This is a genomic window from Ruegeria sp. THAF57, from assembly GCF_903914075.1.
Classification (GTDB): domain Bacteria; phylum Pseudomonadota; class Alphaproteobacteria; order Rhodobacterales; family Rhodobacteraceae; genus Ruegeria.
Genome location: NZ_CAIWNQ010000003.1, coordinates 268,775 through 282,394 on the forward strand (window position 1 = coordinate 268,775; position 13,620 = coordinate 282,394).

Sequence of the window (13,620 nt, forward strand, 5' to 3'; positions counted from 1 at the left end):
TTTCACTCTGTTGTCCCGAACGAAAACGAACATGGCTTCAATTCAGAGCAATAAGCCTACTTGTCGAGTAAATAAGGTTCTGGAGAACTGGCAGAGGTTATGTGTTTGTCTGTCTCACTACCGCCAAAAACCATCGTCTCAATGGACCAGAGAGCACTCAGGCACTAACAATCAAACTGGACCAGTCAAATCGGGCCAACCACGTATCGAAATCGTAGCGTATGGAGGCACAATATCGCGGGGGCGAACGTACGGACCGGGTAGGGGCGAGGATTTCAAACCCTCTTAGGCGTCCTATGGAGCCGCAACTACGATTGCAGGTGCAGTGGGAAAAATCGGCGCATTAGTATCGGGTTTCAAAGAAGAGAGCACCGAAAAATGTTAGAATAATATGGCAGTTTGCGCTCTAACCGCCAACCATCAAAATGGTTGATGTCTACACTATATGTCAGAAAGCGAATAAGGTGCTTCATAACTTCATAACTTCATGGAGAATCAACTGCGAATGCCCAACTTGCGGCTGCCCAAGCGCTGGCGGTAAAGGAAACTATACCTTTAGGTACGTTAATCCACCGCTAGTTTATTTCGATGTGCCTAAGTGTGCGTCAAGTTCCATTAGACGCGCGTTTTTTGGCCCTGATGAAAGCATGAGCCTGAGAAAGCCACCTGTCTTTGCTTTGACGCGCGCTTTCAGGTTCTCTTTCGTTCGCAACCCCTTTGCGAGGGCTCTATCCAACTGGAAAATGTTTACCAATGTACCGGGCCGCAAAAGGCAACTGCGATCCATGGGCGGCGACGATACAGCCGACTTTTTTTCGTTCCTAAAGTTCTGCGGCCAGCATAAAAACCACCATTGGCAACCTCAATCTCTTTATGTACCCAAGAGGTTGGACTTTCTCGGACGGCTAGAGAATTTTACCAGCGACTTCGCAAAAGTACAAAGCGTCGCATTAGAATTTGGTTTGATAGAAAAACGGTCACAAGCACTGCACCTTAATGCAAACGCATCAGTAACTGAACACTATTCAAAATACTATGGCGCAAAAGAACGAGAATTGGTGGAGGAGCTATACGAGGTTGACTTAAGGCGCTTTGATTATGGTTTCGAAACCGCGTCTGAACACTAATAGATGCAAGTAAACCCGCTCTCATGTCGTAGTTCTCTTGGTCACGCATCAAAGTTTTGCCTCGGTAAGTCAAAATTTTGACTACATAGAAAAGAAGTTAAGATGGGAATACGGAAAAAAATTAAGAAACTTCTATTTGAAAAGACTGAGCAGGCTAAGAGCTGCCAGGTTCGGGATGCAATGACCACCCCTGCAGCATCTCCGGATCATGCCAAAAATCCGAAATCACCCGTTAATAGTATGGTCCAGAGGCAGCCCACTAAGTCCAGAATGGAGAAGTTAGAGGAAGTCTTGGAAGTTAATCGCAGGTTGACTTTCGGCGATCAGAAGGCGCAAGTGGATTTTCTCGTGAATTATGTTTTTGACTACGAAAACAACGGGCTCCCTAGAAATCGGTTTTTTGTAGATCTTGCTTGTGCAGATGGTGTCCAAATAAACAACACGTATTTTCTGGAATCGTGGCTAGGATGGAAGGGGTTGTTATTTGAACCCAATCCAAACTACTGGCCGACAATTGAGAAAGAGCGGCGATCCCCGGTTGTAAAAAAAGCTGTATCCCGACGATCCGGCGAACTTGTGCAATTTCGGATCGACAACGGTATGCTTGGAGGGATTGTTTCAAAAGAGACTGACAATAACCCATCTGTTCGCGGCAAGGAGCTTGAAAACGCCGAAATTATCCATGTAGAAACAACGACATTGAGTGACGAGTTAGATGCCTACAGTGCTCCTACGGAGATCGATTTTCTCTCGCTTGATATTGAAGGCGCCGAACTGATGGCTATACAGGGGCTAGACTTAGAAAAGTACCGAATTCGGTGTCTTGCGATTGAACGTCCAACACCAGAACTTTGTATTCTTCTTGATGAATTTGGGTATCGTCAGGCAAAACATCTGCGGAACGACGTTATTTATGTTCACAAGAAATATTGGTCCGAAGTTAACTGGAACCCTAGGGCAGTGTTTTCGTTTGTCCCCCCAAAGAAGCGTTAAATTTCTAAGTTATAATAAACTTTTAAGCATCAACTTGGGCATCATCGAACGTTGCTCTAGGTCTAGGGACGTCGTTCGCCGCATGAATGAGCAAAAAAACCTTTCTTCGCCAACAGAAACTCTTCTAACGGTCTTTAAAACGGGTTTGTTTAAACACTTTTCTGGGCGGGAAAATTTCTGGAATGTTCGGCCAGAATACATAGTGTTACGCAAGGTTCCCACTCTTCAAGTTTGACAAAAGGGATTTGATTTGACCGACGCACCTACCAAACCCTCGCCACACCAGAAACCCGTCGCCCCTCAATGGTTGTCAAAAAACGTATTATGCCAACGTCGCAATCAACAATTGGGCGAACTGTACGAATTTTTTGGTGAGCCGGAATTGCCAAACAAGCCCGTTAGATTGGTTCATGTTGTTAACTTTTTTTCCGTCAACGGTAATTTGGACTTCACGCAGGAAGCAACGGCAAAAAGTATGCTCGTAGCCGCCGAAAGTAGTAAGTCAGGTTTTGGAGAGACCAAATTGGTGCAAGTTGGTACTCCCGAAGATGTAGACATATTACCGAAGGGCTTTGTTCAGAGCGCATTTCTGGAAAGAGACATTAGAGATTTCGGAAAGTTTGAAATCGAACGAACCTTTCCTTTATTGTTTGACATCTTGGACCGAGGCTCAGAATACGCTGGTGCAAATGACTATGTTATCTACACAAACGCTGACATCTGTTTAAAAGAGCACTTTTATGGTGCTATACGACAGCTAATCCTCGCCGGTTTTGACGCCGTTACAGTAAACCGAATGACGCTATGCGATAATCAGACTTCTGCTCCGCCAGCGCTCGTTGCCTCAGAAATTGGTAAGCTCCACGGAGGTTTTGACTGTTTTATTTTTCGAAAGTCTCACTATCAATCCTATCAAAAAAGCACTTCGTGTCTGGGAATAGGCGGCGTTGCGCGCCCTCTCCTTTACAACATGGTGACAACATCAAAAAGAATGCTCATGTTACAAAACGTCAACTTGACCTATCATTTTGGCAACGATAAGCCGTGGCTGGACGAAAGTTATCGTGATTACGCCGCCCACAACAGAGCGGAAATGGTTACCACACTGCAAAAGCTCCTACGCCATCCTGAGAAGCAAGAAGCGTTAAAAAGCTTCTGTTTAAATCACCCTGAGCCAAAAGTCGTTACTTCTGAGTTTATAGACCAATTTGGATAGTGTAAGACCAAGTCATGCATTTCGCTTGACCGCGTTTTTATGATCCAGAGTTCAGTGGTGACTCCAAACTGGTTCGATAAATACTGCAATCACGTCAACGGACACTTGCCTTAGTCAAGATTCTTGAAGCTCAAAAGTTATAAAGGCTACATCGACGCTATCAAGTTCAAACATATCTACTGTTTGTACCCCGCAACTCCCCAATTTACCCAGCTTCGTTCTTTTTAACGACACTCTGCATTGGGTCAAGTCTCTGACCTGCCCTTGCCCCCCAACGGCCAGTTCCATTTTTTGCCTTTCGACAAAAATTGCTTTTACAGACAGTAGAGCTTCTCTGACGGCCAAGCGCAGGTGCATCACTTTGAACAGGTGTTGGAATGCCCCAGCGCTGCCGGAATAAAATCCGCCGTCCAATCTGGTCTTGGGGTAGCGCTATTGAATAGGGTACACTTGTCTGATGGTATCGAGGTCATAGAGGGCGTATTTCCCCCCCCCAACTTGATATTGCCTTTGTCGCGCGTAACCATCCCAAAAGAAGAACTGAATCCGTAAAGGCGCTCATCGGCGAAATCGTACGCGAGCTAAGCGCATTGATCCCTTTGCGCCCTGCTACTTTCTTAGTTGGATAGATTCAGGTTAACCACCAGCATGGGATGCCAAAAAGCAAATCAGGCATTAGTATCTACTAATTTCCTGTGCAAAGCATGGAAGGAAATCTACTAACTCATTGTAATTTTTTTACCTCAAACAGATTTGTAATCAGTAGGTCCGCGGTTCGAGTCTGTGTGGGGGCACCATTTTCCCCTGTATCCAAAAGACGTGCCTGGTTCATGTGGCTGGAATTCCGTTTCAGAAGCGTTGTGACGAACGGTTGTGGGCAGAATGTCGCAAGCGGGGCCCTTGAATTCCGTTGATGTGTATACCATTGTATGCCAAATCGAGTCTTCCCTTAATTTAGCTGCCCTCCAGCCCCTTGCCCGATGTGGAAATGATCATGAGCCTATACGATGAATACCTCGCTGAAATCGAAAACCGGAAAGAACAGGGCCTTAACCCTAAACCGATTGACGATGCTGCGCTTCTCAATGAGGTGATCGCCCATATTCAGGACACAGCCAGCGGACATCGCGCGGATTGCCTGCAGTTCTTTATCTACAACACACTTCCCGGAACCACCAGCGCGGCAGGTGAGAAAGCCCGTTTTCTGAAGGCGATCATCTTGGGTGAAGCGACCGTGGACGAAATCACGCCCGCCTTTGCCTTTGAGCTTCTGAGCCATATGAAAGGCGGGCCGTCGGTTGAGGTGCTGCTTGATCTGGCGCTGGGTGCTGACGAGGGCATTGCGCGCCAAGCGGCTGACGTTCTGAAAACCCAAGTCTTCCTCTACGAGGCCGATACGGACCGCATCAAAGCAGCTTACGAAGCAGGCAATGCAGTCGCTGCCGATTTGCTGGACAGCTACGCCAAGGCTGAGTTTTTTACGACTCTGCCCGACATTGATGAAGAGATTGAGGTTGTCACTTATGTTGCGGCCGAAGGCGATATCTCGACCGACCTTCTGAGCCCCGGCAATCAGGCGCATTCCCGGGCTGATCGCGAATTGCATGGCAAATGCCTGATCTCAGAAGAGGCGCAGAAAGAGATTGAAGCGCTCAAACTGAAGCATCCGTATGCGCGTGTGATGCTTGTTGCCGAGAAGGGCACGATGGGTGTCGGCTCGTCGCGTATGTCTGGCGTCAACAACGTGGCACTTTGGACTGGCAAGCAGGCTTCGCCTTATGTTCCGTTCATAAACGTGGCGCCTGTTGTGGCGGGGACCAATGGGATTTCTCCGATCTTTTTGACAACCGTTGGCGTGACCGGCGGGATCGGTGTTGACCTTAAGAACTGGGGCAAGAAAATCGGTGAAGACGGTCAGCCGATCCTGAACAACGACGGCAATCCGGTTCTTGAACAGAAATATTCGGTCGAGACTGGCACCGTACTCAAGATCGACACGAAAAAGAAAAAACTCTTCAGCGTCGAAGGCGAAGAGCTGGTCGATATGGAAGGGTCGTTCACGCCGCAGAAGATGGAGTTCATGAAGGCAGGTGGCTCTTACGCCATCGTCTTCGGTAAGAAGCTGCAGACATTTGCTGCCGAAACCCTAGGGATCGAAGCCCCGCGGGTCTTTGCCCCGTCGAAGGAAATCAGCAACGACGACCAAGGGCTGACAGCGGTTGAGAAGATATTTAACGCCAATGCGCTGGGTGTCGCACCGGACAAGGTGCTGCATGCAGGGTCCGACGTGCGCGTGCGGGTCAACATCGTTGGATCTCAGGACACGACCGGCCCGATGACAGCACAGGAGCTAGAGGCAATGGCGGCAACCGTGCTGTCGCCGTCCGTTGACGGTGCGTATCAGTCCGGGTGCCACACAGCGTCTGTCTGGGATGCTAAGGCGCAGGCCAATACGCCGAAACTGATGGCGTTCATGAACAAGTTTGGTCTTGTGACTGGTCGCGATCCCAAGGGTGTCTATCACGCGATGACCGACGTGATTCACAAGGTCCTGAACGACATCACCGTCGACGACTGGGCGATCATCATTGGCGGGGACAGCCACACGCGTATGTCCAAGGGCGTGGCATTTGGTGCAGACTCAGGCACTGTGGCGCTGGCGCTTGCGACCGGTGAAGCCTCGATGCCGATCCCGGAATCGGTGAAGGTGACCTTCAAGGGCAAGATGGCTGATCACATGGATTTCCGCGACGTGGTCCATGCAACTCAGGCGCAGATGCTGGCGCAGCATGGTGACAACGTGTTCCAGGGGCGTATCATCGAGGTCCATATCGGAACGCTATTGGCGGACCAGGCGTTCACATTCACGGACTGGACGGCCGAGATGAAGGCAAAGGCGTCGATCTGCATTTCGAACGATGACACGCTGATTCAATCGCTTGAACTGGCAAAGCACCGTATTCAGATCATGATCGACAAGGGGATGGAGCATGAGAATGGAATGCTTCAGAAACTGATCGACATTGCAGAGGCGCGGATCACCCAGATCAAGTCGGGCGAGAAGGCTGCATTGACGCCGGACGAAAATGCCAAGTACTTTGCCGAAGTTGTCGTTGATCTGGATGAAATCGTCGAGCCGATGATCGCTGACCCAGACGTCAATAACATTGACGTTTCAAAGCGTTATACTCATGATACGATCCGGCCGATCTCTTACTACGGGGCGGAAAAGAAAGTTGATCTTGGCTTTGTTGGATCGTGCATGGTCCACAAGGGCGACATTAAGATCGTTGCGCAGATGCTCCGCAACCTTGAGGCGGCCCATGGTGAAGTTGCGTTCAAGGCACCGTTGGTTGTTGCTGCCCCGACCTACAACATCATTGATGAGTTGAAAGAGGAAGGGGATTGGGAAATCCTGCAGAAATACTGCGGATTTGAGTTTGACGACGCTACCCCCAAGGTCACTGCAAGAACGGAATACGAGAATATTCTCTATCTCGAACGTCCGGGCTGTAACCTATGCATGGGGAACCAGGAAAAGGCCGCAAAAGGGGATACGGTTCTGGCGACCTCGACACGCTTGTTCCAAGGCCGGGTTGTTGCCGACTCTGAGACCAAGAAGGGTGAATCGCTTTTGGGCTCAACACCGGTTGTTGTTCTGTCCGCAATTCTGGGACGCACGCCGACGCTTGAAGAATACAAGCTGGCGGTAGAAGGGATTGACCTGACAAAATTTGCGCCGCCGGTTCAGAAACCACTCGGCGGCTTGTCGGTACATTTCTAACAATAACGGCAGCGGCGCGAAGGGCATGGGCAAGCTATCAACTTGTCCCGGCCCGTCGCGCCGCTGCTGACATTTTGCGGCACCCAGTATCGCCACCGGTCATGCTAGGGTGAAATGTGGACCTAGCTAATGAGGTAGGTCGACAGAAACGGCGCATAGCTCAGCAGAACAAGGACAACCGTTACGGCCATTAGAAATGGCCAGAGCGATCTTAGGATCGAACCGGGTGTGGCGCCGCTCATTGAAGAAGCGATGTAAAGGCCAATTCCAACCGGCGGTGTCAGCAGGCCAAGGACAAGGTTCAGGCAAACGACTACGCCGAACTGGTAGGGGCTGATGTCGTATGAACCCGTGGCAATCGGCAGCAAGATCGGGGTGATCAGGATAATCGCGGCGATGCCGTCGATGATCATGCCCACCAACAGAAGCGCCGCGTTGACAATCAGCAGGAACAGGAACGGATCAGAGGTTATGGTTGTGATCAAACCGGCCAGCTTTTGTGGAAGCTCTTCGTAAATGATCACCCAGCCGAAAACACTTGCCGCCGCGATCATGAACAGGATCATCGAGGCGTTCTTGGCCGTTCTCAGGAACATTTCGCCAAGATGTCTTGGGTCAAGTTCACCATAGATCAACCAGCCGACGACAAACGCCACAAATGATGCGACAGCAGCGGACTCTGTCGGCGTGGCAATGCCGAACAGGATGCCGCCAATGATGGCCACAGGGATCAACAGGGCTGGTGCTGCGGCAGCAAGGGCGCGTGCGGATTCCTTGGCGCTCATCCAACTGCCTTTGGGAAATTGCCGCCGCCATCCGATCAATGCGATCACCAGCGCAAAGCTGGCCGCCAGGATCAGGCCGGGCAGGATTCCGGCAATGAACATCTCGCCAATCGGAATCTGCGCCAGCACCCCAAAAATCACGAACATCATCGACGGTGGGAGCACCGGGGCCAGCAACCCGCCCGCTGCGGTGGTGGCCGTCGCAAAGCCTTTGTCATATCCTTCCTCCTCCATGGCAGGGACCATGGCGCGCGACATGACGGCGATCTGGGCAGTGGCCGATCCGATAATTGCAGCCATGAACATGTTCGCCAGAAGGTTGATATAGGCCAGACCACCCCGGAAACCGCCCACGAAAATGCGGGCCAGGGCAATCAGGCGGCGGGTCATGCCGCCTTCGTTCATAAGTTCGCCGGTCAGCATGAACAGCGGGATGGCAAGCAGACCATAGTTTTCCAAGCCGCCGAACATCTTCTGTGCAAAGCTGTCATAGAGGATCGTGTTCCCGCTTTCCCAGATGTACCAGATCGCGGTCACACTCAGAACGATTGCCACGGGCACCGAGATAAACAGGGCCACAAGAAAGACAATGGGGCTCATGAAACGGGCCTCGTCCCAAAGAGGTGCATTGCTGAATGCAATGTGGCCCCAAGCGCAAAGAGCCACATGACCAGCCAAAACAGGAATTTCGGCAGGCCGAGTGTCAGCGTGGGCTCGGCGTAAATGAAGTTGAAGGTTTGGCCCTGAAACGCGGTGGTATCGAATCCAGCTTGGACAATGTTCAAGGGCAGAAACCAGCGCCAACAGAACCACAACATCGCCAGCGCGAAAGCAAAGACAATCACGTCAACGCATTTGTCGATAAGATGTTTAATGCGGGTCGACACTGCATCAGTAACGATGGTGATGGATACGGCATCCCGGTGGTGCAAAGCGGCGGATGCCCCCAGAAAAGTCATCCAAACCATCGAATAAATCGCAAGTTCGTCGACCCAGAACAGCGCGTTTCCGGTGCTGCGCGTGACCACGTTCAGCAGGATCAGCACCGTTACGATAAGCGCCAAAAGCGCCGCCGACCAGAGCTCTACTCGGGCCCAGAATGCCGATAACCGGTACAACATGACCTATCCCCAAGACAAATGGCGCGAGCACAGGCTCGCGCCATGTCTGTCTGTGACCAAACTTTACTTGGTTTCTGCCGCAGTAGCGCGCAGGGCGTCAAGCGACGAGGTCTTTTCCGACCAGATCGTATTCCATTCGTCGATGGCATCGCCAAAGAACGAGGCATCCACCTTTACATAGGACTTTCCGGTGCCTTCGATCTGCTCCAGCCAACCGGCCTCGTTCGAGACATAGCTGTCGATGGTGCTGTCCACATGCTTGGCCATCAACTCACCAATCAGTGCCCGGTCTTCCTCGGACAACCCCGCCCAGACTTTGGCCGAGACAAGCCCAACCATTGGGAACATCATGTGGTCGGACTGAACGATCGTATCTGCATGGTCATAGTATTTCAGAACCCAGATGAGTTCGGCATCCATGTCGATGGCGTCGACCTGACCATTTGCCAGTGCGTCGTAAACCGCAGGCAAGGGCATAGGGGTCGGGGCCGCGCCAACGGCGTTGTAGAAGTCAAGGATTGGAGTGAACGGAGTGATCCGCAGTTTTAGACCGGCAAGGTCATCCGCTGACGAAACTTCGCCCCGGCTTACGATCTGGCGCAGTCCGGCCATACCGTAGCCGACCCCAACGACGCCTACCTGACCGGGCAGGGGCTCCAACATTGTCTTTGCGGTGTCTGACCTCAGGATACGACCGGCATGGCCGATGTCGTTAGCAAGGTATGGGGCGTAGAAAGCCCCCAGTTCCGGCGCGCGGTTTGACACTTCGGCCACGGTCATAAAGGCCATATCCAGTGCACCGGTCTGCAACTGCTGTAACATCTCGGCTTCGTTGCCCAGTTGTCGCGCCGGGAAAACGGATACGCTGTGCGCGCCGTCGCTGGCTTCGGACAACTCGGCCCCAAACGCTTCGGCGGCCTTGGTCCAAATGTGAGGTGGCGGTGTGATCAGGCCCAACCGGAATTCCTCGGCCTGTGCCGCAACAGCAGAGACTGTCGCCAAAGCAGTGGCCGCAATGATTTTTCCAAAGTGTTTCATGTTCTTCCCCGTTACTTTTTTTGTTTCTACAACTGCACCCAGCCCTCGGGCGGTTCTTTTCCCGGATGTATCGCATTACAATTCGGGCAAGTGCGGTCTTTTTCCGATGCATAGAATTTTTCGTACACCGGAGGCAGGTCGTCAACGATGGACTTTAGCTGCATTTCAGCCCGGTACACGCGTGTCCCGCATTCAAAACAATACCATTCGATTGCGTCCAGTTCACCTTCCTGCCGCTTGGGTTCGATGACCAAGCCGACCGAGCCTTCTTGCGGACGCTGAGGAGAGTGGCGGACATGCGCCGGAAGAAGAAATACCTCGCCTTCACGGATGGGGACGTCATAGAACTCCTCGCCATCAAACAGCTTGAGAAGCATGTCCCCTTCAAGCTGGTAAAAGAACTCTTCGACCGGGTCGTCGTGGTAATCGGTGCGTTTGTTTGGGCCGCCGACAACGGTGACCATCAGGTCGGCATCTTCGAATACCATTTTATTGCCGACCGGTGGCTTCAGAAGATGACGATGTTCGTCAATCCAAGCCTTGAAGTTGAACGCTCTTAGCTTTGACATTGTTTTCTCCCGTCTGGCAAAAAACTTCGGCGACATTCCTCATAACCACAAAGAAATTGTCTGCATGTAGGTATCGGATTAAGTTATACCGCTAGTTTCACAGTTTCAGTCCGCATTCGTCAAACCCCTTGCGAATAATATCTTTTTCCGCCTGGCTGAGCTCTAGCATCGGCGGGCGTACACGGCCCCCCGTTTGGCCCAGCAGGTGCTGCCAGTACTTGCCGAAAGCGGTTGGTTTATCTGCTGGTTTGGTCCGCTTGATCGCGTCCCGTACCGGGTTCAGGCTGTCGAACACGCGCCGTGCCTGATCCGCTTTCCCTGCGAAGGCCAGTCGGGTGTATTCATTCATCCGTTGGTCATTGGCGGTTTGCAACTGGTAGGGCGGTGATGAGCACAGGTACAGCTTCCAGTCCAGTTCAAGAATGTTGTCCAACCATTCATGTTCGGCAGAGGTCGAGACATGAATTTTGTCTCCGACCATATGGGTCAGCCTGACATACATGTCGCGCGGAACCGAGTATTTGATCGCAACTATATTGGGTAGATCGGCAATGCGCGCGCATTCTTCGGGTTGCATCAGATATCCGCTATCGGGGTGGCTCCACATGGCAATGCCAATATCAAGCTCATCGCAGAAGCGTTTATAGTATTGATACAGCAACTCGCCCCGGTCCTGACAGAAACTGAGCATTGGCGCATGTACGACGACATAATCGGCGCCGCAGTCCTGCGCGTGACGGCCAAGTTCAAGCGCGGTGTCCATGTTCTGATCCGAAATCGACATGATTGTTCCGGCCTTCCCTGCGCATTCTTCGACCGCGATCGACATGTTCCGTTTGCGCTCTTCCAACGTCATTGCCCAGAATTCGCCCTGCTTTCCGGCGATGAACAGCCCTTGAATCCCAAGGTCGTCGATCCAATGGCGGATATTCGACCGCAGCCCGGCCTCGTCAAGCGACAGATCCTCGTGGAACGGGTTGAGAGCGGCCGCCCAGATGCCCGTCATGTTTTCGCGCGCATAAGCTTTGGCGTCTTGTTTTGTGTATTTCATGGGGCAGGGCCTTTCACTCTGGTTCGGGTTAGAAAACCGTATTGAGTATTGGCATTCCAAGCCGAACTCGGGCAACTGGGTATCAAAATAACGAATACCTGTGGGTTTCTAATTCAGTTTTGGTCTGATCTGTCCTAGCGTTCGACACATGAAAATCGGAATGATCGGGAATGGCGCCATTGCGCAATACGTATCGTCGGGCCTTGGCGCGCGCGGGCACCACCTTGGCGCGGTTCTGATGCGACCCGATCGGGTTAGTCAGGGCGCCGGGTTGGAAATCGGCTCGGTCAACGACCTGCCATCCGGTATTGATTTGGTGATTGATTGCGCAGGTCATGAGGCGTTGGCACGTTTAGGGCCCCAAATATTGGCCCGTGGGGTCAACATGATCACGGTCTCTTTGGGCGCGCTTGCCGATCCGAAGGTATCTGAGGCTTTAGGCCTTTCCGCGAAAAAGGGGAACGCAAAGCTGCATCTGGCAAGTGGCGCAATCGGAGCGTTGGATTGTCTGGCAGCCGCGAGGGCCGGAAAATTGTCGAGGGTCACTTATGTCGGACGCAAGCCGCCGGGGGGATGGAAGGGGTCTGCCGCTGAAGAGAAGTTGGATCTGGACGGCATCGTCGATGGGGCCGTTACCCATTTCGAAGGGACCGCGCGCGCGGCGGCCTTGTCTTATCCGAAAAATGCCAATGTCGCTGCGGCTGTGGCTCTGGCTGGTCTTGGGTTTGATGACACCCGTGTTCAATTGATTGCTGACCCATCTATCACGCAAAACGTCCACGAGATCAGGGCCGAAGGTGACTTCGGCAATTTCCATTTCCAGATCAACGGCAATGCTTTGCCCGACAATCCGCGTTCGTCGGCGCTGGCGGCGATGAGCATTCTTGCCAAGCTGGATCAGATAACCCAACGGATCACGCTATGACGGGGCGGCATTCACGCATTGTCGATCGTGCGTTGACGCGCTTGAAGCTGCGTCAACTCCGTCTGCTGGTGGCGGTGGGCGCGCATGGTAATATTCAAAATGCAGCCCGCGAACTTGGGATTTCACAACCTGCTGCCACGAAAATGATTCAGGATCTCGAGCTGGATTTTGAGGTCAAGCTGTTCAACCGGACCAATCGCGGGGTAGTGCCGACCGTGTTCGGCGAAACCTTGATCCGCCACGGCAAGCTGATCTTCACGCAAGTTTCAAATGCCGCTCAGGAATTGGATGACCTGAACGAGGGCAATTCTGGACGTGTTGTCGTGGGTACCCTGCTGGCGGCGTCCACAAGCCTGTTGCCCGCCGCTATTGAAATTCTGCTGACCGACAGGCCAAACGTGGCCGTCAAGATCAGTGAAGGTACCAATGAAGTGCTGATGCCCGGGTTGTTGTCCGGTGAGATTGATATGGTGGTGGGGCGCCTGCCGTCGCATCGGCACCGTGACAAGATCCGTCAGGAAAAGCTGTTGCAGGATCATATTCTGGCAGTGGTTGGCCCTCAGCACCCATTGGCGGGCAAGCCAGATGTTTCCTTTGCACAAACTAAACCGTTTGGCTGGATTTTGCCGCCATTGGAGACCACCTTGCGCCGACAGGCTGATCATTTCTTTATCGGTCAGCAGCAATATGTCCCGCCTGTTACGGTCGAAAGCGTGTCTTACCTGGCCAATCGCGCACTGTTGCAATCGCGCAATCTGATCGGGCTTATGCCTGCTGCGGTGGTAACGCAGGATTTCTCGAACGGGCATTTGTCACAGTTGGACTGGACCGTCCCCTTTGGCCACGGGCCAATCGGAATATCCCTGCGGGCGGATGACGATCTGTCACCTGCCGGTCGTGCGTTCAAGGCAGCTTTGCATCAGGCAGCGCAGGACAATCCGGTCAGGTATTCGTCAAAATGATATCAGTATTCCCCCAATTCACTTGAAGCGATCACCCGGGATGCCTGAT

At 52.3% G+C, this 13,620-nt stretch carries 12 protein-coding genes; 6 read left to right on the plus strand and 6 right to left on the minus strand.

All coding sequences use genetic code 11. From position 1 onward, the window contains the following. The first annotated feature begins 425 nt into the window (after positions 1-425). The 3 genes from RUESEDTHA_RS09255 (at position 426) to RUESEDTHA_RS09265 (ending at position 3,336) form a co-directional block, all read left to right on the plus strand. Complete coding sequence (locus tag RUESEDTHA_RS09255) at positions 426-1,127, plus strand: sulfotransferase family 2 domain-containing protein (protein WP_255431666.1); 702 nt, start codon at positions 426-428, stop codon at positions 1,125-1,127. Between the two features lie 102 nt (positions 1,128-1,229). Then, positions 1,230-2,120, plus strand: a complete 891-nt coding sequence (locus tag RUESEDTHA_RS09260; RefSeq protein ID WP_180886436.1) for an FkbM family methyltransferase — start codon at positions 1,230-1,232, stop codon at positions 2,118-2,120. 250 nt (positions 2,121-2,370) lie between these two features. Next, complete coding sequence (locus tag RUESEDTHA_RS09265; protein ID WP_180886438.1) at positions 2,371-3,336, plus strand: hypothetical protein; 966 nt, start codon at positions 2,371-2,373, stop codon at positions 3,334-3,336. Positions 3,337-3,450: 114 nt separating this feature from the next. Here the strand turns inward: RUESEDTHA_RS09265 and RUESEDTHA_RS09270 are convergent, their stop codons facing one another. Further along, on the minus strand, positions 3,451-3,750 hold the full coding sequence (locus RUESEDTHA_RS09270) for a hypothetical protein (protein ID WP_180886441.1): 300 nt from the start codon (positions 3,748-3,750) through the stop codon (positions 3,451-3,453). 580 nt (positions 3,751-4,330) lie between these two features. Here RUESEDTHA_RS09270 and RUESEDTHA_RS09275 point away from each other — a divergent pair. Continuing rightward, a complete protein-coding gene (locus RUESEDTHA_RS09275) occupies positions 4,331-7,120 on the plus strand; it encodes a bifunctional aconitate hydratase 2/2-methylisocitrate dehydratase (RefSeq protein ID WP_180886443.1) in 2,790 nt (929 codons plus the stop codon). Positions 7,121-7,242: 122 nt separating this feature from the next. Here the strand turns inward: RUESEDTHA_RS09275 and RUESEDTHA_RS09280 are convergent, their stop codons facing one another. From RUESEDTHA_RS09280 to RUESEDTHA_RS09300, 5 genes are all read right to left on the minus strand, one after another. Beyond that, entirely contained in the window at positions 7,243-8,505 is a 1,263-nt protein-coding gene (locus RUESEDTHA_RS09280) for a TRAP transporter large permease (protein WP_180886444.1), read from the minus strand. Beyond that, positions 8,502-9,026, minus strand: coding sequence for a TRAP transporter small permease (locus RUESEDTHA_RS09285; RefSeq protein ID WP_180886447.1), 525 nt, complete (start codon positions 9,024-9,026; stop codon positions 8,502-8,504). The genes RUESEDTHA_RS09280 and RUESEDTHA_RS09285 overlap by 4 nt, the downstream gene beginning before the upstream one ends. Before the next feature lie 63 nt (positions 9,027-9,089). After that, positions 9,090-10,064: a TRAP transporter substrate-binding protein gene (locus RUESEDTHA_RS09290; protein WP_180886450.1), complete on the minus strand. Its 975-nt coding sequence runs from the start codon at positions 10,062-10,064 to the stop codon at positions 9,090-9,092. Positions 10,065-10,090: 26 nt separating this feature from the next. Further along, positions 10,091-10,633, minus strand: coding sequence for a 3-hydroxyanthranilate 3,4-dioxygenase (locus tag RUESEDTHA_RS09295; protein ID WP_171125493.1), 543 nt, complete (start codon positions 10,631-10,633; stop codon positions 10,091-10,093). Positions 10,634-10,730: 97 nt separating this feature from the next. After that, positions 10,731-11,684, minus strand: a complete 954-nt coding sequence (locus tag RUESEDTHA_RS09300) for a dihydrodipicolinate synthase family protein (protein WP_180886452.1) — start codon at positions 11,682-11,684, stop codon at positions 10,731-10,733. 148 nt (positions 11,685-11,832) lie between these two features. Here RUESEDTHA_RS09300 and RUESEDTHA_RS09305 point away from each other — a divergent pair, with 148 nt between their 5' ends. Next, positions 11,833-12,609, plus strand: a complete 777-nt coding sequence (locus tag RUESEDTHA_RS09305) for an aspartate dehydrogenase (protein WP_180886454.1) — start codon at positions 11,833-11,835, stop codon at positions 12,607-12,609. Continuing rightward, positions 12,606-13,571, plus strand: coding sequence for a LysR substrate-binding domain-containing protein (locus tag RUESEDTHA_RS09310; protein ID WP_180886456.1), 966 nt, complete (start codon positions 12,606-12,608; stop codon positions 13,569-13,571). The genes RUESEDTHA_RS09305 and RUESEDTHA_RS09310 overlap by 4 nt, the downstream gene beginning before the upstream one ends. The last annotated feature ends 49 nt before the right edge of the window (positions 13,572-13,620 follow it).

Excerpts from the sequence above, each read along its gene's own strand:
- RUESEDTHA_RS09290 (WP_180886450.1), bottom strand. The coding sequence starts at position 10,064 with ATGAAACACTTTGGAAAAATCATTGCGGCCACTGCTTTGGCGACAGTC.
- RUESEDTHA_RS09260 (WP_180886436.1), top strand. The coding sequence starts at position 1,230 with ATGGGAATACGGAAAAAAATTAAGAAACTTCTATTTGAAAAGACTGAG.
- RUESEDTHA_RS09305 (WP_180886454.1), top strand. The coding sequence starts at position 11,833 with ATGAAAATCGGAATGATCGGGAATGGCGCCATTGCGCAATACGTATCG.
- RUESEDTHA_RS09280 (WP_180886444.1), bottom strand. The coding sequence starts at position 8,505 with ATGAGCCCCATTGTCTTTCTTGTGGCCCTGTTTATCTCGGTGCCCGTG.
- RUESEDTHA_RS09300 (WP_180886452.1), bottom strand. The coding sequence starts at position 11,684 with ATGAAATACACAAAACAAGACGCCAAAGCTTATGCGCGCGAAAACATG.
- RUESEDTHA_RS09255 (WP_255431666.1), top strand. The coding sequence starts at position 426 with ATGGTTGATGTCTACACTATATGTCAGAAAGCGAATAAGGTGCTTCAT.
- RUESEDTHA_RS09310 (WP_180886456.1), top strand. The coding sequence starts at position 12,606 with ATGACGGGGCGGCATTCACGCATTGTCGATCGTGCGTTGACGCGCTTG.
- RUESEDTHA_RS09295 (WP_171125493.1), bottom strand. The coding sequence starts at position 10,633 with ATGTCAAAGCTAAGAGCGTTCAACTTCAAGGCTTGGATTGACGAACAT.
- RUESEDTHA_RS09285 (WP_180886447.1), bottom strand. The coding sequence starts at position 9,026 with ATGTTGTACCGGTTATCGGCATTCTGGGCCCGAGTAGAGCTCTGGTCG.
- RUESEDTHA_RS09275 (WP_180886443.1), top strand. The coding sequence starts at position 4,331 with ATGAGCCTATACGATGAATACCTCGCTGAAATCGAAAACCGGAAAGAA.